16 protein-coding genes are annotated in these 24,999 nt (G+C 64.5%); 9 read left to right on the top strand and 7 right to left on the bottom strand.

The window, feature by feature from the left end; all coding sequences use genetic code 11:
* Nucleotides 1–26: 26 nt before the first annotated feature.
* Nucleotides 27–362 (top strand): metalloregulator ArsR/SmtB family transcription factor, encoded by a 336-nt coding sequence (locus RMP10_RS09085; RefSeq protein WP_310570017.1) that lies wholly within the window; start codon nt 27–29, stop codon nt 360–362.
* Between the two features lie 130 nt (nt 363–492).
* Here RMP10_RS09085 and RMP10_RS09080 read toward each other — a convergent pair whose 3' ends face one another.
* Entirely contained in the window at nt 493–975 is a 483-nt protein-coding gene (locus tag RMP10_RS09080) for a cbb3-type cytochrome c oxidase subunit I (RefSeq protein WP_309672526.1), read from the bottom strand.
* A 308-nt stretch (nt 976–1,283) separates the two neighbouring features.
* On the opposite strand from RMP10_RS09080, the gene RMP10_RS09075 reads away from it, so the two are divergent.
* From RMP10_RS09075 to RMP10_RS09060, 4 genes are all read left to right on the top strand, one after another.
* Nucleotides 1,284–1,895 carry a hypothetical protein gene (locus RMP10_RS09075; protein ID WP_310570016.1) on the top strand — a complete coding sequence of 204 codons (612 nt, stop codon included), beginning with the start codon at nt 1,284–1,286 and terminating at the stop codon, nt 1,893–1,895.
* Between the two features lie 93 nt (nt 1,896–1,988).
* A complete protein-coding gene (locus RMP10_RS09070; protein ID WP_310570015.1) occupies nt 1,989–2,882 on the top strand; it encodes a DUF3108 domain-containing protein in 894 nt (297 codons plus the stop codon).
* A gap of 176 nt (nt 2,883–3,058) precedes the next feature.
* On the top strand, nt 3,059–3,652 hold the full coding sequence (locus RMP10_RS09065; RefSeq protein ID WP_310570014.1) for a YceI family protein: 594 nt from the start codon (nt 3,059–3,061) through the stop codon (nt 3,650–3,652).
* A gap of 42 nt (nt 3,653–3,694) precedes the next feature.
* Nucleotides 3,695–5,068: a hypothetical protein gene (locus RMP10_RS09060; protein WP_310570013.1), complete on the top strand. Its 1,374-nt coding sequence runs from the start codon at nt 3,695–3,697 to the stop codon at nt 5,066–5,068.
* A gap of 35 nt (nt 5,069–5,103) precedes the next feature.
* Here the strand turns inward: RMP10_RS09060 and RMP10_RS09055 are convergent, their stop codons facing one another.
* From RMP10_RS09055 to RMP10_RS09035, 5 genes are all read right to left on the bottom strand, one after another.
* On the bottom strand, nt 5,104–5,454 hold the full coding sequence (locus RMP10_RS09055) for a hypothetical protein (protein WP_309672531.1): 351 nt from the start codon (nt 5,452–5,454) through the stop codon (nt 5,104–5,106).
* A gap of 11 nt (nt 5,455–5,465) precedes the next feature.
* On the bottom strand, nt 5,466–6,917 hold the full coding sequence (locus tag RMP10_RS09050) for a M20/M25/M40 family metallo-hydrolase (protein ID WP_310570012.1): 1,452 nt from the start codon (nt 6,915–6,917) through the stop codon (nt 5,466–5,468).
* 38 nt (nt 6,918–6,955) lie between these two features.
* Nucleotides 6,956–8,887 carry a pyrroloquinoline quinone-dependent dehydrogenase gene (locus tag RMP10_RS09045; protein WP_310570011.1) on the bottom strand — a complete coding sequence of 644 codons (1,932 nt, stop codon included), beginning with the start codon at nt 8,885–8,887 and terminating at the stop codon, nt 6,956–6,958.
* A gap of 8 nt (nt 8,888–8,895) precedes the next feature.
* Entirely contained in the window at nt 8,896–9,882 is a 987-nt protein-coding gene (locus RMP10_RS09040; RefSeq protein ID WP_310570010.1) for a polysaccharide deacetylase, read from the bottom strand.
* 64 nt (nt 9,883–9,946) lie between these two features.
* Nucleotides 9,947–10,987: a hypothetical protein gene (locus tag RMP10_RS09035; protein WP_310570009.1), complete on the bottom strand. Its 1,041-nt coding sequence runs from the start codon at nt 10,985–10,987 to the stop codon at nt 9,947–9,949.
* 64 nt (nt 10,988–11,051) lie between these two features.
* On the opposite strand from RMP10_RS09035, the gene RMP10_RS09030 reads away from it, so the two are divergent.
* The 3 genes from RMP10_RS09030 (at nt 11,052) to RMP10_RS09020 (ending at nt 22,684) form a co-directional block, all read left to right on the top strand.
* A complete protein-coding gene (locus RMP10_RS09030; RefSeq protein WP_310570008.1) occupies nt 11,052–11,450 on the top strand; it encodes an alpha-hydroxy-acid oxidizing protein in 399 nt (132 codons plus the stop codon).
* 169 nt (nt 11,451–11,619) lie between these two features.
* Nucleotides 11,620–13,923, top strand: a complete 2,304-nt coding sequence (locus tag RMP10_RS09025; RefSeq protein WP_310570007.1) for a M14 family zinc carboxypeptidase — start codon at nt 11,620–11,622, stop codon at nt 13,921–13,923.
* A 361-nt stretch (nt 13,924–14,284) separates the two neighbouring features.
* On the top strand, nt 14,285–22,684 hold the full coding sequence (locus tag RMP10_RS09020; protein ID WP_310570006.1) for a glucoamylase family protein: 8,400 nt from the start codon (nt 14,285–14,287) through the stop codon (nt 22,682–22,684).
* Nucleotides 22,685–22,757: 73 nt separating this feature from the next.
* Here RMP10_RS09020 and RMP10_RS09015 read toward each other — a convergent pair whose 3' ends face one another.
* Complete coding sequence (locus RMP10_RS09015; RefSeq protein WP_310570005.1) at nt 22,758–24,332, bottom strand: FMN-binding glutamate synthase family protein; 1,575 nt, start codon at nt 24,330–24,332, stop codon at nt 22,758–22,760.
* A 122-nt stretch (nt 24,333–24,454) separates the two neighbouring features.
* On the opposite strand from RMP10_RS09015, the gene RMP10_RS09010 reads away from it, so the two are divergent.
* Nucleotides 24,455–24,922, top strand: a complete 468-nt coding sequence (locus tag RMP10_RS09010) for a DUF1269 domain-containing protein (RefSeq protein WP_310570004.1) — start codon at nt 24,455–24,457, stop codon at nt 24,920–24,922.
* The last annotated feature ends 77 nt before the right edge of the window (nt 24,923–24,999 follow it).

Below are 24,999 nucleotides of genomic sequence, written 5' to 3'. Positions count from 1 at the left end.
CAAGTTTTCCTGATATATTCGACCGTATGATCGCCGCACAAATCGACCTTTCCCGGTCCAGCAACATCTTCCACGCCTTGTCGGACGAGACCCGGCTGGCGGTCGTGCAGATGCTGGGCGATGGGGAGCGGTGCGTCTGTGACTTGCAGGCCGCGTTGGATGTGGCGCAGTCGCGGCTCTCCTTTCACCTCAAGGTGCTCAAGGAGGCGGGCCTTGTGACCGACCGAAAGGATGGTCGCTGGTCGTACTACACGCTGGTGCCCGACGCCCTGACCGAAGCGCACGACATCGTGCACACGCTGGCGTCGCCGCGCGCGGCGGCACACCGCACCCTGACCGTGCTCGGACGCTGTTGCGGCTAGCGCTGTCCGCCGACTTTTTTGGCCCAACGCATCAACCTTATGGGGTGCGAGAGTTTTGCTCTCGCCATTTCTACCTTTCGCCCGTACCTGGCAGAAAGTGGCGTGGACGACGTGGCGAGGACGTCACACACTAGCCCTCGGTGACCGGCGTGTGCTCGTCGAGCACACGCAGAGGCCGTCGCGCGCGCGGTGCGCTGGCTGGGACCTCCGGGGCTCGCGTTGGCGTAACTGCGACTTCCTGCAGCGTGCGCCACACTTGCCAGGTGAAGCAGTACGCGCCCGTGGCGGAAAGCGTCGCCCCGACGCCGATCAGCCACGGTCCCGCCGCGTGCGCGGCCGTCTGAAGCATGAGACCCGGCGCAAACAGCAGCAGTCCGACGTTGCCGATCCAGAGATGAATCATGCCTAGTCGGCGGCTATGCAGCGGCTTCCCGGCTAATCGCGGAATGATGTGATAGCCAACGCCGAAGATCATCATCGACACGAATCCGAGCAGATTCATGTGAAGATGCGCCGGCCGATAGATGGCCCACGCGGGATGGACGGCCATCGCCGTCCCGAGACTGACGCCAGCGGCCAGCCAACAAACGCTGGACCGCAGAAACGCGCGCACGAACCACTCCATATTCCCTCACAGGCAGACGCCGACCGTTGCGATCCCGAAGTGTGCCACAGCGGTTCACGGCCCGAAGTCAGGCATAGTGGTATTTGCGGTACGGGTTTCACTGACTACCGGCGTGACCGCTTGCGGCGGCGACCGCCAGACGCTTGCGTTCCTGTATGGATTCGAATGGACCGCGTCGCTTTGATGAGCAGGACATCTCCAGGATTCTCGAGCACGCAAGTCAGCTCGACGCTGATGACAGCCCTGATGAGCCGAAGAGTCTGAGCGGGCCATCGCATGCAGCGACGGCGCACGGCATGACCTTAGCCGAGCTCCAGTCGATCGGCGAAGAAGCCGGGATCTCCAAGGCTGCCGTGGCTCGAGCCGCCGGCGCCATTGTGCGCGGCGATCACCTCCCGCCTGAACGACAGTCACTGATGGGCCTTCCCGTCGGCGTAGCGCGCACCGTGGTGTTCGATCGTCGCGTGACCGACGCCGAATGGGAGCGCATGGTGGTGCTCTTTCGTCGCACCTTCGGCACCAGTGGCGTGGTGCGCGGGGCGGGCTCGCTTCGCGAATGGGGGAACGGTCGCCTGCGGGCGAGTCTCGAGCCTACAGCGCGGGGCGGACAACAGCTACGCCTGTCGACCACGAAGAGCGATGCCGGCATGTTCAACTTGCTGGGCACCGTGTTCTCCGTGCTCGGTCTATCGCTCACCGGACTCGTGGCCGCTAAAACCGGCTTTGATCCGTCGGCCGCATGGTTTGGTCCGTTGGCGATCGCGGCCGGCGGACTGGCGGCGTTCGCGAGAAACGCGATTGTGCTTCCACGATGGTTTACCCAGCGTGCGACGCAGATGGCCTCGATCTCGGCTGCCGCGTCGGAGATCGTTGCGGAGGGTGCGCCGGTGATCGAACAAGAGACGTAGCGGAAAACACCAGGCCGTGTGGTGGGAACCCCGACGAAAACGGGGGAAGTTCCCGCTGATCCCGACTTCAACGATCGCCGAGCATTCCCTGTAATGCTACTCGCCTCGTTCGAACGTCGCCGTTCCTCACCCGCGCTGATCGCGGTCGCGCTGCTCGTGGTGCTTGCGGCACAGAGTCCGCGAGAACTGATGGCGCAAGCCGCGCGCAGCGGAACTCCCGTGTCTGCCCCCGGGACTTCGCCGACGATCGCGCCGGCGCTCGCCGCCGCGTTGAGCGCGCCGAGTCGGCCGGCCTTCGCGATGGGCGAGGTACTCGATTATCGCGTGAACGTGTCCCGAGCCGGCAACGTCGGCCAAGGGCAGATGCGCGTGGAAGGGCCGGTCATGGAGCGCGGCACGCTCACGTGGCGATTGGTGTTCGTGATGCAGGCGCAGCGCGGGCCAATCAAGGCGATCGACCGCACAACGTCGTGGATCGACCCGACGACGTTTGCGACTACACGATTCGAGAAAACCGAAAGACACCCGCTGTCCCGTGATCAGGAGACGGTCGAGATCGACGCCGCCAACGGCACGTGGGCGCGAAACAACGGTGCGCCGCAGGCTCTCGCCACGCCGTTGCCGCTGGACGAACTCTCGTTCATGTACTTTTTGCGCGGCCTTCCGCTCGAGCACGACGGCACCTTCACGTTCTCGCGTCACTTCGACGAGGCGCGGAATCCGACCGTGGTGTACGTCCGCGGGGAAGAACTGGTGGAGACGCCGGCGGGAGTGTTTCGCACGCGCGTACTCGATATGCACGTGCGTGATCCGAAGCGCTTTCAGGGCGCGGGCGTCATCCGCATCAATCTCGACATGGCCGGCTGTCACATGCCGGTGCGCATCATGAGCCGGATGCCGATCATCGGCACGACCACGTTGACGCTGACCAACGTCACGTCGACCGCGACCATCGCCGAACAGTCGCCGGCCAGCTGCACGCAGTAACTGCACGCAGTGCCTGCAGGCCGTTGCTGCGCGCTGTAGGGGTTATCACGACAGAAGTCGCGCCGGATCACCACAAACAATCCGGATCGCCCTGACCGTCGTGCACCCGACACGGCGCGAATATACCACCATCAGCGCGCTGCTCAGCGCGGTGGATTCATCACACTGGAGAAATCATGATGCGCGTCCGCGTTTCGCATCTCACGATAGCCTCGGCAGTGCTCCTGCTTACTGCCGCCACTACCAGCCCGGTTGAGCGCATGACGCTCGCGAACGGCAGCCGTCTCTGGTTCGACGGCACGTCTACCCTGCGCTCCTGGACGTGCAGCGCCGACAAGATCGAATCGAAAATCGACGCCGAGAGTGGCGTGGCGAACGCGGTGCTCGACGGACGCAAAGTCGCCGGCACGCTCGAGGTCGAGTTTCCGGTGGAGAAGCTCGAGTGCAAGAACGGCACGATGAACGAGCACATGCGCAAAGCGCTCGTCGCCACGACGTATCCGAAAATCACGTTCAACTTGTCGGGCTATGACCTCACGAAAGGAACGCCGCCGGGCGCGACCGTCCAGGGTTCGCTGACGATGAACGGACAGTCGCATCTGATTGCGGTGCCCGTGCAGTTCGTTCGCGCCGACGGCGCTCTGCGCGTGACCGGCAAGGTGCCCGTCAAGATGACCGAATGGGGCGTCAAGCCGCCCAAGCTGATGATGGGCACCATCAAAGTTGGCGAAGTCGTCACCGTGCAGTTCGACCTCCTGCTTCAACACTGACCGGTAGTCCGGCCACCATCGCTCCCCTCCCGAGATCTCTATATGATGAAGACTCAAGTTCTACTGGCGCTCTCGCTGCTTAGTGCGGCAATCGCCCCGATCGGCGCCCAGCCGGCGGTGAACACCGACAGTTCGAAGATCCCGACGCAAGCGCCGGTGTCGATCCAGTACCTTCGAGCGACCGATGCTCGCGGCATCAACGTGTTTGAAGCCCCGAAAGAAGCAGGCGTGGCGTACACCGGATTCAAGCTGGCGTGGGGCGCAGCCTTCACACAGCAGTTCCAGGGACTGACCCACGAGAACACCGCGGATTCCGTGTTCGTCGGCGCGGTAAACCCGTCGCCGGGCAATGCCGGCAGTGTGGCGAACACGAACCGCAACCGCCTGATGACCATGGGCAACGGCTTCAACAACGCCACGGCCAACCTGTACATGCACGCGCAGCTCGCCAAGGGTATCCGTGTGCAGCTCACGTCGTACCTCTCGGCGCGTCACCACAACGAAACGTGGGTGAAGGACGGCTTCATTCAGATCGACGACACGCCCATCGATCTGCCGGCGCTGAACACACTCATGAAGTACGCGACGCTCAAGATCGGTCACTTTGAAGTCAACTACGGCGACTTCCACTTCCGTCGCACGGACAATGGTCAGGCGCTCTACAATCCGTTCGTCGGCAACGCGATCATGGATGCCTTCACGACGGAAGTCGGTGCCGAGGCGCAGCTCCGCCACAAAGGCCTGTTGGGCGTCGTGGCGATCACCAACGGTGAAATTCGCGGTAACACGGCGCGCCCGGCCGATCGCGCGCCGGCGCTGATGGCCAAGCTTGGATTTGACCGCCAGCTGAACAGCGACCTTCGTGTTCGCCTGACTGGTTCAGTGCGCTCGCAGAAGAGCGCCATCAGCAACACCCTGTACTCAGGTGACCGGGCGGGTTCGCGCTACTACTACGTGCTCGAAAACGACAAGGCGACGGAGTCGGCGAACTTCACGTCAGGCAACATCAATCCGGGCTTTAGCGACAAGGGCAACTCGTACATGATCAACCCGTTCGTGAAGTTCCACGGCCTCGAGCTCTTCGGCATGTACGAGTCGGCGAAGGGTCGCTCGGCGCCGGACAACACTCCCGAGCGTGAAGTGAAGCAGTACATGGCCGAAGCAGTGTATCGGTTCCTGCCGGGCGAGAAGGTGTATGTCGGCGCCCGTTGGAATTCGGTCGAAGGCGATCTTGGCGGCCTGAACAAGGATGTCACCGTGCGCCGTAACAACGTCGCCGCGGGCTGGTTCATTACCCAGAGCCTCGAGCTCAAGGGTGAACTCGTCGATCAGCGCTACACGGGCTTCGCCCGTACGGACATCCGCAACGGTGGCCGGTTCAAAGGCTTCGTGCTCGAGGCGATCACCGCGTTCTGAACGTCCGATAATCCAGATGTACCAACGCCGATCCTTTATGGGATCGGCGTTGGGCGTTCGGAGAGGTCGTTGTTCATGTAATGCTGCAACAGTTCTTCGGCGGCCGGCAGATACGCCTCGATGGGCGGCAATCCGCCATCGAGATTCGGGCCTGCATCCCGAAACACGGCCGCGATGCCATGCGTGAGCGCCGCGAGATCGCGATGCTCATGCACGCAGGCGTCGAGCAGCATCACCAGGTAACTGGCAAGGACTTCGGGCGTAGGCTCACGAACCGAGCGCCACCCGATCCGCTCGAGGCCGCGCGTCAGTACGAGAGCCGCACCACCGCCACCCAGCCCGGTGTCCGCGCGGAAACGTGCGCTCAATGCGTCGAGACGGATCATGACCGATGCCTCTACTGCGCGACCACGTTGGTGCTCAGCGCCTTCGTGAGGCGATAGAGGAACTCCTGCCCTTCGTAGTAGCTCTTGATACCCATGCGCTCATCGCGACCATGCGCGCGCGCATCGACGGTGGGATCGGCGAAAAGTCCAGAGACGCCGAAGGCCGGCACACCGAGGGCGCGGAAGAAGCGAGAGTCCGTTGCGCCCGTGCTCATCGTGGGGATGATGGGCATCTCGCCCCACAGCTCTTTGGTGATACGCGCGACATTCTGCATCAGCTCGGGGAGCAGTGTCGAGGGCGGCGAAGCGGGCCGCTGTGAGCGGATGATCACCTGCACCGTCGTGTCGCCGATCGCCTTCGCCAGCTCGGCCTGCACCTGCGGCGCCGTCTGCGTGGGATACACGCGACAGTTCACGTTCGCCTCGGCCAGCTGCGGCAGCGCGTTCGTGGCGTGACCGCCCTTGAGTTCTGTGGCCACGCACGTCGTGCGCAGCATCGAGTTGTACTTGGGATCGTCGGTGACAACGGCGATCGCGGCCTTATCGGCAGGATTCGCCACCAGCGCTTTCATGGCCTTGCCCATGGCCGGCTCCTCGAGCGCCGCCGTCTGCGAGAAGAAGGCGCGCGTCACCTCGTTCAGCTGAATGGCGAACTTGTAGCGGCCGACCTTCGAGAGCGCGTCGGACAGCGAGGTGATGGCGTTGTCATCACGCGGCACCGAGGAGTGGCCACCCTTGTTCGTCACGCGCAGCGTGAAGTTGGTCGTGATCTTCTCGGTCGCCTGCACGCTGTTGAACAACGGCTTGCCATCGCGCAGCGTACCGCCACCACCCTCGTTGATGACCAGCGCGGCATCCACCAGCGCTTTGTGATTCTTGAGAAGCCAGTCGACGCCGTTGGCCGGGCCGCTCTCTTCGTCGGCCGTGAGCGCGATGATGATGTCGCGATCGGGAACGAAGCCTTCGCGCTTCATGCGGTAGACGTTGGCCACGAAGATCGACGCCATCGCCTTGTCGTCGGCCGTTCCCCGGCCGTAGTAGTATCCGTCGCGTTCCGTGAACACAAACGGATCGAGGTCAGGCGACCAATCGGCTTTGAGCGCCTCCACGACATCGATGTGCGCGAGCAGCAGCAGCGGCTTGGGCGCATTCGGGCCACCCTTGCCACGGATGCGCGCGACCACGTTGTGCTTCTCCGGACGCGGTCCGCCCACGAAGATATCGGCGTCCGGGATGCCTGCCGCCTTGAAGCGCGCGGCCATCGCAACCGCGGCGGTTGTGATGTTGCCGGTTTCCACGCCGGTATTGATCTCGACGAGCTCCTTGTAGATCTCGCGAGACAGCTGCTGCTGGGCCGTGAGAGCAGCCGGATTGAAAATCAGCGCGCGCGATTGCGCCGCGACCGTCGATGAGGCGGCCAAGGATGCGCCGAGGCCGAACAGGGGCACGCAGAAACGACGCATGTGTACTCCACACGTGGGATGTGGGAACGCAGCCGGCATCAGTGTTTGCCGTCGAGTGAGAAGGCCACCAACTCGGCGTTGTCGCCGCCGCCGGTCGCCAGAACGATGTACTGCACCCCGTTCGCTCCGCGATAGGCGATCGGGTTCGCGTAGCCCCGTCCCGCCGGGAGGTCGAACTGCCACTTAATGGAGCCGTCGCGCGTATCGAGGGCATACAGCACGGAGCCCCCGCCAGTCGCGAAGATCAGTCCTCCCTTCGTGACGGTACCCCCCACGGCACCGGCCACTCCCAGCGGCGGCAGCTTCACGTTCTTGAGCAGGGGGTGATTGCGGATCGCCGGCGTGTCACCGAGGGTGACCTGCCAGCGGCGCTTGCCGGTGTCGAGATCGATCGCGGTCATGGTGCCATACGGCGGCTTGATCAGCGGCAACTGTTCGGGCGGCGCATGATCCGCCTTGCCCGAGTCGGGATCGGCCGTGACCCCGAGGCCACTGCGCACCAGATCGACGGTGTACTCGAATCCGATGGTGTCGTTTGGTACGCCCTTCTGCACCCGATAGACGACCGGGTTGTCCGTGCCCTTCACGAACAGCGTGTGCGTTTCAGGATCATATGAGGTGCTGCCCCAACCCGCTCCACCGATCGAGCCCGGCATCACGATCGTTCCCTCGAGCGATGGTGGTGTGAAGATCGGGCCGCTCCGGTACTTGGAAAAGACCTCTAGCGCGCGACGCTTGAGCTCTGGCGTGAAATCGATGAGATCCTTTTCGCTGACCGATTGACGCGTAAACGGCGCCGGATTGGTCGGCATCGGCTGCGTACGCGCGGCGCGTTCCCCCGGCACGTCACTCTTGGGCACCGGTCGCTCCACGATCGGCCAGATGGGGGCCCCGGTCTCACGATCAAAGACGTAGATCCACGCCGTCTTCGAGGGCACGGCGACGACATCGCGCGGCTTGCCGTTCCACGTGATCGTAGCCAGTACCGGCGGGGCCGGCAGGTCGTAGTCCCACAAACCGTGATGGACGATCTGATAGTGCCACACACGGGCGCCGGTCTTGGCGTTCAGCGCGACGACCGACTCGGCGAAGAGGTTATCCCCCTTGCGATCGCCACCATACCAGTCGTTCGTAGGCGTCGAAACCGGTAGGAACAACAGCCCCCGCGCCGCGCCGAGGCTCATCGGAGCCCACACGTTCGTGTGTCCCATGTACTTGTACGAGCCGTCCTCCCACGTGTCCCATCCAACTTCGCCGGAATCGGGCACCGTGTGAAAGCTCCACACGCGCTTGCCGGTGTGCACATCGAACGCCTGCACATCGCCAGGTGGATCGTTGCGATAGCGGATGCGATCCCCCACACCGTTCCCCACGATCACCAGATCGCCGTAGACCACCGGCGGCGAGGTGTTCGTGTATTGCAACTGGTTCACGGCGCGGCGCAGCTCCTTGGTGAGATCGACTTCACCGTTGACGCCGAACGACGGGATGGGTTTGCCCGTGGCGGCATCGAGGGCGATCAACTTCCAGCGCGCATTGATGAAGATCCGTCGCTCCGTCGGCGATGCCCAGGTGGCGACGCCCCGATGCACAAACCCGGTTCCGTTCGACGGCTGCCCGGTGCGCCACATCTCCGGATCGAACTTCCAGAGTTCGCGACCCGTGCGCGCGTCCAAAGCGGCCACCGCCGCGTACGGTGTTGACACGTACATGGTATCGCCGAGCACGATCGGAGAGGCCTGGAATAGTCCGGGGCGCGCGGCCTTCTGGTTCGCTCCGGCGCGCACGCTGCGCTCGCCCGTGTTCCAGCGCCACGCCACCGCGAGTCGGCCCACATTGTTGCGGTCGATGTCGGAGAGCGGTGCGTAGCGCATGGCGCCGGGATCACCGCTCGTGTTCGCCCAATCCACACGCTGCGCGAAGGCCGGCGTGGCGCTGATCAGGAGCGACAGGATCGCCGAGCGACACACGGCGCGCACTAGCGGGCCCTCGGTTCGCCGAGCTTCGCCGCCTTGCGCACATACTCGGCGGCTTCCGCATGCGTGCTCCACCACACCTTGCCCGCGCCCTTCGCCTGGATGTGCGCAATGAGCAACTCCAGCGCCACGATGCGCGAACGGTGACCCGACACATGCGGATGCAGCGTCAGCACGAACATTGTGCCCTCCTCGTATGCCTTGTCGAACTCGTCCATCCACACCCGCGCCACATCGCGCGGATTCATGTAGCGCTCACCGCGCGGGTCGAACAGCGGCGCGTCGTCGAGAATCCACTGGACCGGTAACTCCACCAGGCCAGTGGGTTTCCCGCGCTGTAGCAGTTCGTACGGCGCGTCGTCGGCCATGAGTGAGCTCTCGTAGCGGAAGCCCATATCCCGAAGAATCGACAACGTGTTCGGACTGAAGTTCCAGCTCGGCGCACGGTAGCCCGTTGGCTTCTGCCCGGTGAGCGCCGTGAGCTCCGCGACGGCCTTCGTCAACAAGGCTCGTTCGGCCGAGTCGGGGAGCGTCATGTTCAGCTCGTGAATCCAGCCGTGTACCGCGAACTCATGGCGCCCGCTTTTCTTGATCAGTTCGGCCATCGACGGCGTAATCGCCAGACTCACCGAGGGAATGAAGAACGATGCCGGTATCTTGTGCTTGTCGAGCAACCGCATGATGCGCGGCAGACCAACGCGGGCGCCGTACTGCATCTCGGCCAATGATCCCACCGTGGGCTCGCCGTAGCGGATGGCGATCGTTTCGTTGTCGACGTCGAAGGAAAGCAGCACCGCCACGCGCGACCCATTTGGCCAAGCCGCTGGCTGCAGCGATCGGCCGGCGCGGACCTCGTTGACGACACTGTTCACGCTGTCCATGGTCCATTTCCATCCCGGTTTAGCGGACGTGACCGGTACGGGCTGCGCCTGCGCCTGAAGAATGGCGGGACAACAGGCCAGCAGCAGAGCGAGTCGGAATCGAGGCATGGTCGGTGGCAGGCGAGGAGATGAGATGGAGCTACCCTGTTGTATCAGCAAATGGCGTTGCGCGCTATCCTGGCCGATCCAGCGACGGCCATGGTCCGTCCAGCCGCAGTTCGCACAGCATCGACGGCGCGTCGGGGTTGTCGACATCGAGCACCACGAACACCTGGCGCTGGTCGGCGCGACCGCAGGCAATCCCTTCGACTTTGAGCGGCAGCAGCGCCCCCTGCGCGTCGCGCAGCAATGCGTAGCACATCACTGTTTCGTCGCCGCGCGGGTCGAGGAAACCGATCGCGCTGCCGGCCACGTCACCGTCGCGGCGGGAGTCGGGAGAGCCTTCGGCGGCGGCCGTGTAGAGCACCACCGGCTGCGCCGATCGATCCCCCCAGGCGAGCGTGGCGTCGGTGAAACTCAGGCGCACGCCGTCGGCCTCGCCGAGCGCATACTGCCGCAGCCGCCGGGGCGTGGGCGGCTCGACGGTGTCTGGCGCGGTGAGATACGCCCGTACCGAGGGCCAGTGCAGATCGCAGGTGGCGTCGAGCGGCGCATGGTGTTTGCTCGCCTCGCCGTTGCCGCGCCCGTAGAGTCGGAGCACATCACCGATGCACACGGCCCCCTCGATGTTCATGTCGCTCCCTGCGAAGTCGGTCGTCGCACGCAGCACCTCGTACAGCCCTGGTGCCGTAATCAGCGCCAGCGCTTCATCGGGTTCTCCGGCGCGATGCACAGTGACCATGCGCTCGCGGCGCTTCGACGAGCCTGAGCCGATCGCCAACAACAACGGGCCGTCGGGGGACTCGATGCTGACCAGTGCCTCGAGATCGAACTTCTGCTTCTTGTTGCCACGACCGGTGTCGAACTGGCGCACCCCGCCTTCACCGGCCGGCAGCACCACAGCGGTGGCCTGCCCCGACGTGGGATCAACCAGGGCGATGAAGTTGGCGTCGTCCTGCACGATGGCGAGCCGCTCGCCAACCCACGCCAAGCCGGAGCCGGCCCGCACGTGCGCGGGGCGATCGACGGTGACGTCCGCGCCATCTGCGTAGTGCAGCGGCAGCTGTCGAACAATGTGGACAACGAGTGCCGGATCGTGCTGGGCGTGAATCATGGACCGCGCGTTGACCTGGTGGGAAGACACGTGCGCAACAGACGGACACGTGCAATCTTCCAGCATGTCCACTCCGACGCCACTCATCAATCTGCACGGGTACGAGTCCTCTGCCGCGAGCGTGCGGCCGCGCATGGTCTCCGACTACTACGCGGGTGGCGCAAATGATGAAGTGGCGCTGGGCGCGGCACGCACGGACTGGAATGACATCGCCTTGCGCTCTCGGGTGCTGCGCGACGTGTCCGAACGCTCACAGCGCTCCGAAATTCTCGGGCACACTCTCGATTGGCCCGTGTTCGTGGCCCCGATGGCGTTCCAGCAGCTCGCGCAGGCCGACGGGGAGGTGGCCACCGCACAGGCGGCTGATACGACCGGCGCGGGCATGATCCTGTCGACGTTGTCCAACCGGACGATCGAAGCGGTGCGCGCCGCGACGGCGGGCCCACGCTGGTTCCAGCGCTAGCCCCAGGCGGTGCTCGTTAGACCGCCGGTGCACGCCGGCCGAGGTCACCGCTGACCTCCTCGCCTGAGGACCGCCGTCGACCCCCGTCGACCTCTCGTTCGTTTCCCAATCGGCACATGGCGCCGCAGATTGTCCGGAGCAGCTCACCCGAAACCTGAATGGTGCTCCGATGATCCGTGCTTTCGTCTCGTGTACGCTGGCGGCGCTGTGCTTCGTGTCGTCGGCTCCCACCGCCGGCGCGCAACGACCGCGGACGGCCGCGATCCCCGCACCGGCGAGCATTCTCGGATGGGAGCCCGGCACCGATCGAAAGCTTCCATCGTGGAAGCAGGTGACGGACTATTTCGCGGCCGTCGACAAGGCGAGCCCGCGTATCTCGGTGCGTACGCTCGGCAAGACCACGCTGGGTCGGCCATTCATCGTGGCGTTCATCAGCGACTCGGCCACGCTCGCGAACCTGCCGCGCTATCAGAAGATCCAGCAGCAACTGATGGATCCACGACAGCGTACCGCCAACGCGCGAGCGTCGTTGATCGCGCAGGGCAAGAACGTCATTCTGATCACCTCGAGTATTCACTCCAACGAAGTGGGTGGATTCCTCACGCCGCTGGTGGTGGCCGATCGACTCGCGCGTGCCGACACGCCGGAAGCGAAGGCTATTCTCGCCAACACGATCATCATGTTGGTGCCAAGCCAAAACCCTGACGGCGTCGACATCGTGGGCAACTGGTATCGCAGCACACTCGACACGCCAGCCGAAGGCACGAATCCGCCGGCACTCTACCATTTTTACACTGGTCACGACAACAACCGTGACTGGTACGCCTTCACGCAAAAGGAAACGCGTTACACGGTGGACTCGCTGTACACGCCGTGGACGCCGCAGATCGTGAACGATGTGCATCAGCAAGGCGCCAACGCCGGACGCATCTTCATTCCGCCCTACATGGATCCGCTCGAGCCGAACATCGATCCGATTCTGACCGCGAGCACCAATGCGCTGGGTATGGCGATGTCGTGGCGCATGACCGCCGACGGCAAAACCGGCATTGCCACCAACGCCTCGTACGATCAATGGTCACCGGCCCGACAGTACTCGCTGAACCATCGCGGGGCGCGCATCCTCACGGAAACGGCGAGCGCGCGGCTGGCGTCGTCGATTGATCTGCCATTCGACAAGCTCGGCACGGGGCGTGGCTACGACGCCAAGATCGCGTCGTGGAATTTCCCCGCGGTGTGGCCGGGCGGTCGCTGGGGCATCGGTGACATCGTGTCGTATCAGGTGAGCGCGACGTGGGCGCTGCTGGTACAGGCGGCGCGTGACCGCGGCGCATGGCTCGAGAGCTATGCCACGCTTGGCGAGCGGGCGCTGGCGGCCGATCATCCGTGGACGACAACGGACGTGCCCGCAATGTATGTCATGTCGAAGCAGCAGAGTGACCCGGCGGCACTGACGCGATTGCTCTGGACCCTGCAGCACGGGCAGGTGGTGGTCCACGAAAGCCAGCCGGCCGGCAGTTACCTCGTGCCGACCAGGCAGCCATTCGGCTCGTATGCGAAGGCATTGCTGGAGCGACAGGCCTACCCGAATCTGCAGGAGTATCCGGGCGGTCCGCCAAAGCGTCCGTACGACGTCACGGCGCACACGCTGCCGTTGCTGTTCGGCGTGGATGTGCAGGCGGTAACGACGCCCACGATACAGCTCGGTGCCGTCGTGACGCCGGTGGCGGAGCCGACGTACAACGTACCAGGGTTAAGTGGCACCAGTCGCAAGCGTATCGCCATCTACCAGAGCTACAGCGCGTCGATGGACGAAGGGTGGACGCGCTGGGTGTTCGATGCGAACCGCATTCCGTTCACGACCGTGCATGATCGCGACATCCGCTCCGGTGGCCTGCGGGCGAAGTTCGATGCGATCCTGCTGCCGGATCAGCCTGCCACGCAATTGCGTCGCGGACTCGGAGCACCCTATCCCGATTCCTTGCGCGGAGGTCTGGGCGATTCCGGCGCGGCCAGCCTGAGGGCCTTTGTGGAGGAAGGTGGCGCACTGCTCGCATTCAACGAGGCGACGGAGTACGCGATCAGCGCGCTGGCGCTGCCCGTCACCAATGTCCTGGCGAATGTGCGCAATACCGACTTCTACGCACCTGGCTCGATCTTCGCGGTCGACGTGAATCGCTCGCATCCGGTCGCAGCGACCTATCGCGCACCGACACCCGCCGTGTGGTTCGAAGACAGTCCTACGTTCGCGATTACCGACACGACCAAGGCGAGCGCCGTGCTGCGCTATCAATCGGCCGGTGATCCTCTGCTCTCCGGCTGGCTGCTCGGTGGCGCGCGCCTGAACGGCCGCGCCGCCATGGTCGATGCGTCGGTGGGTACAGGACATGTGTACCTCTACGGCTTTCGTCCGCAGTACCGCGCGCAAACGAACGCAACGTGGCCGCTGATCTGGAGTGCGATTCTCCGGTAATTCGGAGGCACCGCCAGCACGCGTACCGGCGGTGCATCGTGGGGATCCGCGCTCGCTTGACGCCGCAAGGCTGCACCGCCTTTCGAAATCTACCGGGCGCGACTTTCCCACGGATGAGTTAAGCGTTGTCTGTGCCAACGCTTGCCCCCGCCACCGTATCGCCCAGCTCGGCAATACGGCGGGCCCGAGTTGTGCACAAGGGGAGTTACGGATCAGAGCGACGTATGTGATCCGTGTCTCCCTTTCGCACACGGATCTGCCCGTTGACACGTTCTTTGCACCGCCGCTGCCCTCCTCACTGTTCCGATCGCTCATGCGCCGACCGCGCGACGGCTGATCGGATCGCCGCGAGGTGTCTCGCATGAACCTCTCGTGGTTGGAACGGGATCGCATTGACGCGTCGGACGAATTGCTTGCCGGTCCGATTCATGGTGATCTGCTTGGCACGGAGCATTTGGCGGCGCGCGCCCGCGCCGTAGCCCGTGGTCAACGATTGGCCGATCAGCGGCGCGCCCTCCGTCCCGCGCGACTGCTTGCCCGACTGGCGAATACGCGCAGCATTCTCGCCGACGCACACGCACGCCTGCTGCGCGCTGGTGAAGACGGCGTCGACGCCGGCCCGGCCGCCGAGTGGCTGCTCGACAATTACCACGTGGTGCAGGAGCATCTGCTCGAGGTGCGCGAAAGCCTGCCCGGGAGCTACTACCGCGAGCTCCCCGAGCTGGCGGCCGGTCCGCTCACGGGCTATCCGCGCGTCTACGAGATCGCCATCACGCTGATCTCGCACAGCGAAGCCCGCATCAACCTCGAGAACGTGGATCTGTTCGTCGAGGCCTTTCAGAGTGTGACACCGCTGGCGATCGGCGAACTCTGGGCCATGCCCGCCATGCTACGGCTCGGCCTGATCGAAAGCATCCGGCGCATGGCCCTGCGAACCGTTCAGCGACTCGACGAGCTCGAGGCCGCACAGCGATGGGCAGCGCACATTCTTGACGCGAACACCAAGGGCGGATCCGACCTCAGGGCGGCACTGCGCGAGTTCGCCGACGCGGAGCTCGCGCTCACACCGCACTTCGTCTCGCAGTTCCTGCAGACACTCCGTCATGCGGAAGGTGCCACACCGGCCCTGGCTTGGCTGGAACAGTGGTTGCGCGATGCAGGGCTCGCTCCGGAAAACGCCGTCGCGCTCTCTGCCCAGCGTCTCACGTTGACGCAGTTGATGATGGCGAACGGCATCACGAGCCTACGCGACGTAGGGCGCCGTGACTGGCGCACCTTCGTCGAGCATCAAAGCATCATGGAGGCGACGCTGCGCGAAGACCCCTCAGGGTTCTATCCGCAGATGACCTTTGCCACGCGTGACTCGTACCGACACGTCGTCGAACGCATCGCCAAGGGCACCGGCCACCGGGAGGCAAGCGTCGCCCAATGGGCGGTGGATCTCTGCCATCGCGCTAACGGCGAGACCGAAAACGGCAGCCATGCGCGCCACACGCACGTCGGGTATTTCCTCGTGGACGACGGCGTGCGTGAACTCGAACGCACAGCCGGATATAGCCCAACGCTGAGCGAGCGAATCGAGCGCGCCGTGCGAACACATCCCAACGTTGTGTTCGTCGGCGGACTCGTCACCTGCACGATTCTCGCCACGCTGGCCGTCATCCTGATCGTCGAGCCGGACGCTCGTGCCTCGCTGTGGCTCATCCTGCTCTTCGCGTTCCTCCCTGCGCTAGACATCTCGGTGACGGTGCTCAACCAGCTGGTGACCACGTGGTTGCCGCCGAATGTCCTGCCGCGACTCGACCTGCATGCGTTGGGTGTGCCCTCCCAGTACCGCACCGCGGTCGTGATCCCGACGTTGTTCGGAACGACTGCGGACGTCGACGATGCCCTTGAAACGATTGAAGTACAGTTCCTCGCCAATCGCGAGACGCATCTGCATTTCGCCATACTCAGCGACTTTACCGACTCCGCTACGGAGACCGCTCCGACCGATGCGGCGCTGCTCGCTCAAGCCGTCGACGGCGTCACCCAGTTGAATGCGCGTTACGCGCACGATGACATCACGCCCTTCCATCTCCTCCATCGTCCGCGGCGCTGGAATGCGCAGCAGGGCGTCTGGATGGGGTGGGAGCGCAAGCGCGGCAAGCTCGCGGAATTCAATCGCGTCCTTCGCGCTGATGGACGGACAACGGCCCCGCCGATCGACCCTACGATCGATACAACCAGTGCCTTCTCCACCATCGTCGGTGATCCCGACGCATTGCGTGGGGTGAAGTATGTCATCACGCTCGACGCCGATACCGTCCTCCCGCCGGACGCCGCGCCGTCACTGATCGGCGCGCTCGCGCATCCGCTCAACCGCGCCGTCCACGACCCCGTCCGCCGGCGGATCGTGCGCGGCTACGGCATTCTTCAGCCGCGGGTTGGTGTGTCGCTGCCGAGTGCGCACCGTTCGCACTTCGCCGCGATCTCGTCTGGACATCCGGGCGTGGACCCGTACTCCACGGCCGTGTCCGACGTGTACCAGGACCTGTACGGCGAGGGCAGCTATACCGGCAAGGGCATCTACGACGTCGACGCGTTTGAACTCGCCACGCACGGACGCTTTCCCGAGAATACGCTCCTCTCGCATGACCTGATCGAAGGCAACTACGCGCGGGCCGGCTTGGCCACCGATGTGATCGTGTACGATGACTACCCGTCGTCTTATGTGGCGTTCACGCGCCGCAAGCACCGCGGGATTCGCGGCGACTGGCAACTCATGCCGTGGCTCGGGCCGCGCGTCCCGAGCGCGGGGGGCACGGAACCCAACCGACTCTCGTTGCTTTCGCGGTGGAAGCTGCTCGACAACATGCGCCGCAGCACGGTGGAGCTGGCCCAGCTCGCCTTTCTGCTGGCGGCCTGGACCGTGCTGCCCGGCTCCATCGTTCGCTGGACGCTGCTCGCGCTCGGTGCCATCATCGCGCCCTGGGCGACGTCGCTCGCGCTGGCGCTGGTGCGACCGCCACGCGACAAGTCATGGCGTACCTACTACGCCGCCGTCGGACAGGATGCCATTGTGTCGGTCCAACAGGCGGGCCTCACGCTCACATTCCTGCTGCATCAGGCGCTGATTTCAATCGACGCCATCGTGCGCACGCTCTATCGACTCTACGTCTCCCGCAAGCACCTGCTCGAGTGGCGCACGGCGTCGACAGTTGAGCGCAGCGTGGGCGACGTCGGCCAAGAGACGTGGTACGCCATGCGCATGTCCGTACTGGCGGCATTCGCCATTGCGGCCGCGGTCTCGTACCAGCACATCAAATCGCAGGGCGCACTCGGTGCATCACTCAGCGCGCTCCTGCCGACTGGGCTGCTGCTGGGCGGCATCGTGTTGCTCTGGATCATGGCACCGCGCCTGGCGGCCTATCTGAGCGAGCAACGCATCGAGACCCGCCCTGCCCTCTCCCCGTCCGACCGTGAGACGGCCCGCCGCTACGCGGGATTGCACTGGCGCTTCTTCGATCGGTTCGTCAACGCGTCGACGCATTGGCTGGCCCCCGACAACGTGCAGTTTGACCCCGAGTCGGTCGTCGCCATGCGAACGTCACCGACCAATATCGGTCTTCAGCTACTGTCCACGATCAGCGCCCACGACCTCGGGCTGATCACGTCGGCCGACCTCACGGAGCGGCTCGAGAAAACCTTCGGCACGCTGCAGCAGCTGCGTCGTCACAAAGGACATTTCTTCAACTGGTACGACCTGCACGATTTGCATGTGCTCGAGCCGGCGTACATCAGTACCGTGGACAGTGGCAATATTGCCGGACACCTCATCGCCCTGCGTCAAGCGTGTCTGGAGTTGGCAGCGCGTGAGCCCGCGCTCGAGGCGCGTGCGCTGGCGCTCGCCGAGCAGGCTGACGCGTACGTGACGGACATGGACTTCGGCTTCCTGTACGATGCGAAGCGCAAGCTGTTCACGATCGGCTACCACACCGAGTCGCTCACGGCCGACGAATCGTTCTACGATCTCCTGGCGTCCGAAGCGCGCTTGGCGAGCTTTGTGGCCATCGCCAAGAACGACGTGCCGGTTGAACACTGGTTCCGCCTCTCCCGCCCGCTCAATCGCTCCTCGTCGGCCACCGCGCTCGTGTCGTGGAGCGGCAGCATGTTCGAGTATCTCATGCCGCTGCTGGTCATGCGCTCCCTGCCGTTTACGATTCTCGATCAGACGTACCACGGAGTCATCGAGCGTCACGCGGCGCACGGACGCACGCACAATGTGCCGTGGGGCGTGAGCGAGAGTGCATATAATGTGCGTGATCTGCATCTGACCTACCAGTACCGCGCATTCGGCATCGCCGACCTGGCCCTCAAACGCGGCCTCGAGCGCGATCTCGTCATTGCCCCCTACGCGACGGCGCTGGCGGCCATGGTGGAGCCGGCACGAGCCTTCGAGAATCTGCGTCGGCTGGAGGCGCTCGGGACGCTTGGCGAGTTCGGATTCGCCGACGCGCTCGACTACACGCGTGCCGCCCCGAATCAACGCTACGCGATCGTGAACACCAGCATGGCACACCATGTCGGCATGACAGTCGTCGCACTCACGAACTTGCTCGACAGCGATATCTGGCAGAATCGCTTTCATGCCGCGCCACTCGTGCAGTCGGCTCAACTGCTGTTGCATGAGCGTATTCCGCGCCGCCTGCTGCTGCGTCAGGCGCAGATGCCGCGCGTCCCTGCCGAACGCGCGGTAAACACGAGCGATCAACCGGTCGTGCGTGAAGTAGACACGACCACCCGCACGAAACCGCGCGTGGCCATGCTTGGCGCGCTGCCGTACACCGTTATGCTGAACCACAACGGCAGCGGCTACAGTCGCTACGAAACGCTGGCCGTCACGCGTTGGCGAGCCGACAGTACACGCGACGATCTCGGGCAGTACTGCTACGTGAAGGATGTCGATAGCGGCCGCACCTGGTCTACGTCGCATCAGCCCGTGTGCGCGCCGACCGAGCACAGCAAGGTATGGCTGGCATCCGATCGCGTGACCATGCATCGCGTAGATGGCGATATCGAGACGCGCACGGATATCACCGTCGTCGCGGCCGACTGCGCCGAGGTTCGTCGGGTGACGCTGATCAATCTGGGCAGCGAACCCCGCGACATCGAGCTGACCAGCTACGGCGAGATCGTCATGGCGCCGCCCGACGCCGATCGGGCACATCCGGCATTCTCCAATCTCTTCGTCGAGACCGAGTGGCATGCCTGGTGTACAGCGATCACGGCCACGCGTCGGCCGCGCTCCCCGGACGATCCGGAGCTCTGGTGCGTGCACGTGGTGGACGCCGGTCCCGATCGCATCGGCGACGTGAGCTGCGAAACCGACCGCTCGACATTCCTTGGTCGCGGTCGTAGCGTGCGGCACCCGGCGGCACTGCAGACGGATGGTGCCTTGAGCTGCACCTCCGGACCGGTGCTCGATCCGATCTTCGCCTTGCGCACTCGCGTTCGCGTCACGCCGGGGCGCGCGGTCAGCGTCGCGTTTACCACATTAGTGGCCGCCAGCCGCAAAGCGGCGTTCGAGTTGGCTGGTCGGTATCACGATGATCACGCCGCACAGCGTGCCCTCGACTTCGCGTGGACGTCGACGCAGCTCGAACTGCGCGAGCTCGGCATCACACCGGCCAGCGCGGCGACGTTCCAGGAGATCGCCGCGCAACTGCTCTTCCGCGACGGATCTCTGGCGCCCCCGCCCGATGAGATTCGGCGCAACCGCGGCTCACAGCCCCAGCTGTGGATGTATGGGATTTCCGGCGATCGACCCATCGTGCTGGCGACCATCGATTCCATGGACGGCCTGCCCACGCTGCGCGAGCTGCTCGTGGCCCATCGGTTCTGGCGACGGCGCGCGCTCACGGTTGATCTGGTGATCATCAACGCGTCAGGGCATGACTATCTGCAGGAGCTTCGCGACGCGATCACCGAGGCCGTCATCTCGACCAACGACGCCGCCCTCATCGACAAGCCCGGCGGTGTGTTCGTGCGCCGACTCGACGCGTTCTCAACAGTCGACTATCTCATGCTGTCGGCCACATCACGCGTGCAGCTCACGTGCGACGGGCGCTCGTTGACGCGCATTCTCGAGAGCGTGGCCCTGCAGGCCAGCGACCGTCAGCGCAATGCGCAGAGTCTGGCCACACGCACGCTCGAGCGTAGTACGCCTAGCAGTGCGTCCATGGGCATCGTGCCGGCCGATCGACCCGGCGCGATCGCATCGCTGGTGTCGGCGCTTCGACCGCTGGTCAAACCGTTGATGCCACGGAACCTGCGCGCGCGCGCCGAACCGGAGAACATGCTGGCGCTGCCGGCCAGTGCGCGGTTCGACAATGGCATCGGTAGCTTCAATGATCGTGGCGACTACCTGATTCGCGTTGACGACCAACAGCTGCCCCCCGCGCCATGGTCGAACGTGATCGGTAATCCGCACGGCGGATTTCTCGTTACCGAACGCGGAGCCGGCTGTATGTGGGCGGAGAATGCATTCTTCTACCGCGTCACGCCCTGGCACAACGACCCGGTCACCGATCCGACGAGCGACGTCCTCTTTCTCAAGGATGTCGACACTGGCGCGCTCTGGAGTGCAACTCCGGCGCCGATCGACGACGGTCGCTATCTGGTGCGACATGCTGCCGGCGCGTCCACCTTCGAGCACGAGCACGACGGCATTCACACCGTGTTGCATCTCGGCATGCCCGATGACGCCGCCGCCAAGCTCTCGCGCCTGCGCATCACCAACACGTCAGCCGAGTTGCGGCGGCTTTCCCTCACGGCCTTCGTGGAGTGGACGCTCGGCTCTCGACGAGAGGATACGCAGCATCAGGTCCGCACGCGGTTCGCACCCGAGCAGCAGGCGATCCTCGCTCAGAACACCTTCGATGCCCAGTTCGCCGAGTGGACGGCCTTTCTCGCCGTCAGTGAGCCGGTATCCAGCTATTCCGCCAATCGACGCAGCTTTCTTGGGCGCAACGGCACGATGACGGATCCGGCGGCGCTCCGCCTGGAGGGATTGGACGGGATGACGGGTGTTGCGCTCGATCCCTGCGCGGCGCTGCAGTTCGACCTGGTGCTGCCGCCAGGTGCGTCGCGGGAGATCGTCGTCGTGCTAGGTGCCGCGCGAACCGAGGCTGAGGCGCGTCGCCTCGCCGATCGGCTCCGGACCGTGCCCGGTGCGACGAATGCCGCCCTGCGCACGGTCGAGGCGTGGGAGACGCGACTGAGTGCGATCACCGTTCGCACGCCGGACCCCTCTTTCGATATCCTGATCAACAAGTGGTCGCTCTACCAGGCGCTTTCGTGCCGCATGTGGGCGCGAATGGGGCTGTACCAGAGCAGCGGCGCGTACGGGTTCCGTGATCAACTGCAGGATGTGATGGCATTTCTGTACGCCGAGCCGGGAGTCGCGCGCGAACACATTCTGCGGGCGGCCGGCCGGCAGTTCGTCGAGGGGGACGTGCAACATTGGTGGCATCCCCACAGCGGGCGTGGTGTGCGCACGCGATTCTCCGACGACCTCGTCTGGCTGCCCTACGTCGTCGATCAGTATATCCGGGTGACCGGCGATGCGACGGTGCTCGAGGAGTACGTGCCCTTCCTGTCGATGCGCGAGTTGCTGCCGCACGAGCACGAGATCTATGATCTCCCCACGGTGACCGAAGACTTCGGCAGCGTGTACGAACATTGTCGTCGGGCGCTTCGTCGGGCATGCACCGTCGGTCTGCACGGACTCCCGCTGATCGGGACGGGCGACTGGAACGACGGGATGAGTCGCGTGGGCTCCGACGGCAAGGGGGAAAGTGTGTGGCTGGCGTGGTTCCTCGTGACCACCTTGCGGACCTTCGCCGTACATTGCGACGCGCGGGGCGACCATGGCGAAGCGCAGGACATGCGGCGGAAGGCGGACGCCTACGTCCTGGCGGTGGAAGCCCACGGCTGGGATGGCGGCTGGTACCGTCGTGCGTACTATGACGATGGTACTCCGATGGGCTCGTCGGCCAACGCCGAGTGCCAGATCGATTCGATCGCCCAAAGTTGGAGCGTGATTTCCGGTGCCGGCAATCCGGCTCGCCAACGGATGGCCATGGAAGCCCTCAACGAGCAGCTCGTGCTCGAGGATGCCCGGCTGATCATGCTGCTCACGCCGCCCTTTACTGAGGGCACGCACGACCCCGGCTACATCGCCGGATACGTCCCGGGCGTGCGAGAGAACGGGGCACAATACACGCACGCCGCGCTGTGGGCCGTGTTGGCCACGGCGCTGCATGGCAACGGCGACCGCGCCTACGAACTGTTCCAGATGATCAATCCGCTGACGCACGCGTCATCAGCGGAGGGCGTCGCGAAGTACAAGGTGGAACCCTACGTCGTGGCGGCGGACGTGTACACCGCGCCATCGTTACTTGGACGTGGCGGATGGACCTGGTATACCGGATCAGCCAGCTGGCTCTATCGCGTCGGCGTCGAGAACATTCTCGGATTCACCAAGATCGGTGACACGCTGCGAATCGAACCGTGCGCGCCGCGCGAGTGGCCGGAGTTTCAGATACAGTACCGGTTCGGTCGTACGACGTACGAGATCACGGTGCGGAACCCGGCTCTGCTCCGCCAGCGTGGGTCACGCGTCACACTCGATGGGACCGTGTTCAGAACTAGCACCATTCCTTTGGTGGATGACGGCGCGATTCATACAGTAGTCGTCGACGTCGCCTCTCGACGGTGAGACGCGCACGAGCGCAGATCAGGATCGTCCGATCGATCCTCGCGGTGATCGAGGCTCGCCGGTGCGCAGTGCGCTAGAAGTGAGTAGCGCTCGCATTCTCCCAGGCACGCGACATGCCAGTGGTGGCCGGATCGGTAAGCAGCTGCCCGTGCGTCAGCTGCGGGTAGATGTCGGCGTAGCTGCGAATCTCCATGGCACTCACGCGCTTCATGATGAACCACGGCTTGAGATCCTGCGGCCGCTGCAACCCCGCCGCCCCCAGCACCTCGAAAAAACTCTTCACCGTCTCGCGATGATACCGCGCCACCCGGTGTGACTTGTCTCCCACGTGCAGTCCACCCACCAACGCCGGATCCTGCGTGGCCACACCGGTAGGGCATTGGTTGCTGTTGCACCGAAGCGCTTGGATGCATCCGATGGCGAACATCATGGCACGGGCCGCGTTACACATGTCGGCGCCGAGGGCAATCTTGGTGGCCATCGAGAAGCCGGTATTCACCTTGCCGGATGCGATCACGCGGATGCGGTCGCGCAGTTCGCTGGCCACGAGCGCGTTGTGCACGAACGACAACCCTTCGTTGAGTGGCGTGCCCACCGAATCTGAGAATTCCAGGGGCGCCGCGCCCGTACCGCCTTCACCGCCATCGACCGTGATGAAGTCCGGCGTGATGCCCGTGCTCATCATGGCCTTGATAATGCCGAGAAATTCGTGGCGCTTGCCGACACAGAGCTTGAAGCCTACGGGCTTCCCACCGGAAGCCTCGCGCAACCGCTTCACAAACTCCAACAGTTCCGTGGGCGTGGAGAATGCCGTATGCGCCGGTGGCGAGACCACGTCGTGACCCGGCTCCACGCCGCGGATCTCCACGATCTCCGGCGTGAGCTTCGACGCGGGCAGGATACCGCCATGTCCCGGCTTGGCGCCCTGCGAAAGCTTGATCTCGATCATTTTCACGTTCGGTAGGATGGCGCGTTTGGCGAACTCCGCCTCGCTGAATCGCCCCTGCCGATCGCGCGCGCTGAAGTAGCCTGTGCCGATCTGCCAGATGATGTCGCCGCCGGGCTCGAGGTGATATGGACTGAGTCCGCCCTCACCGGTGTTGTGAGCGAAGTTTCCCATCTTCGCACCGGTGTTGAGCGCGAGCACCGCATTCTTGCTGAGTGAGCCGTAGCTCATGCCCGACACATTGAACACCGACGCCGAGTACGGCTGGGTACAGTCGGGACCACCCACCGTAACACGCGCGAACGCCTCATCGGGGTGCGCTGGCGCGAGCGAATGGTTGATCCACTCGTAGCCGGTGGCATACACGTCCTTCTGTGTGCCGAACGGCAGCGTATCCAGCTCACCCTTCGCGCGCTGATAGATGAGGGAGCGGTCATTGCGGCTGTACGGCCTGCCGTCGCTGTTCGACTCGATGAAATACTGATTGATCTCGGGTCGGATCATCTCCAGCAGATAGCGCGCGTGTCCGATGAGCGGGAAGTTGCGCTTGATGGCCTGTTTGGTTTGCAGCATGTCGGCCACGCCGCGACCAATCAGCGGCAAGATGATGAACAGAGACAGCCAGGCCGGGGGCCAGACGGCGGAGGCTGCAGCCACGATCAGCAGGAGCCCGGTCGAGGCGATGAGGAATTGGGTGCGCATTGGGACGAGTATCGGCCGGAAGGCGCCGAATGGCGAGTCGGCAAGGCATTTGCGGGGTACGAGGCGGCAACGCGCCGTCGAATCCGACGGGCACCACTCTCACGTACCCGCAGGAGTTCCGTATGGCCGAACCAGTAGCCCGTCGCATTGTCATTGCCAGTTTCGCCACGCCCAAAGGCGCCGAGAACACGCTCGACGTCCTCAAGGGTGCCGCCGTCGGACTCGGCAATACGGCCGTCGTGACCCGCGACGACAGTGGCGAGGTCGCGTTTACGGAATCACAGGACTGGGGCATGGGGAAGAGCGCACTCGTGGGCGCTATCGCAGGCCTCTTGTTGCCCGGCGTCGGCACGATCACGTTGGCCGCCGGCGGAGCCTTGGCGGCGTATTTCATTGACCGCGGATTCCCCGACGCCCTGCTCAAGCAGATGGGGGAGGGACTCGCGCCCGACAGCTCGATGCTCGTGTTGCTGGTCGCGGACGCGGATGTCGCGCGGGCCTCTGATCTACTTACGGAAGGCGGCGGCACCGTGATCGGAACCAGCACCGAAAGTGATCTGACGACGGCCATCGCCGGCCTACGATCCTGAACCCGCCAGCCCACTCGGCGGTCTTGTCGGCAACGGCGGCCGCCGAGTAGGCTTCGGTTCACTCAACTTCCGGAACC

Source organism: Gemmatimonas sp., from assembly GCF_031426495.1.
GTDB lineage: Bacteria > Gemmatimonadota > Gemmatimonadetes > Gemmatimonadales > Gemmatimonadaceae > Gemmatimonas.
Note: the sequence above shows the minus strand (reverse complement) of the source record. Positions and strands in the feature narration are given on the sequence as shown.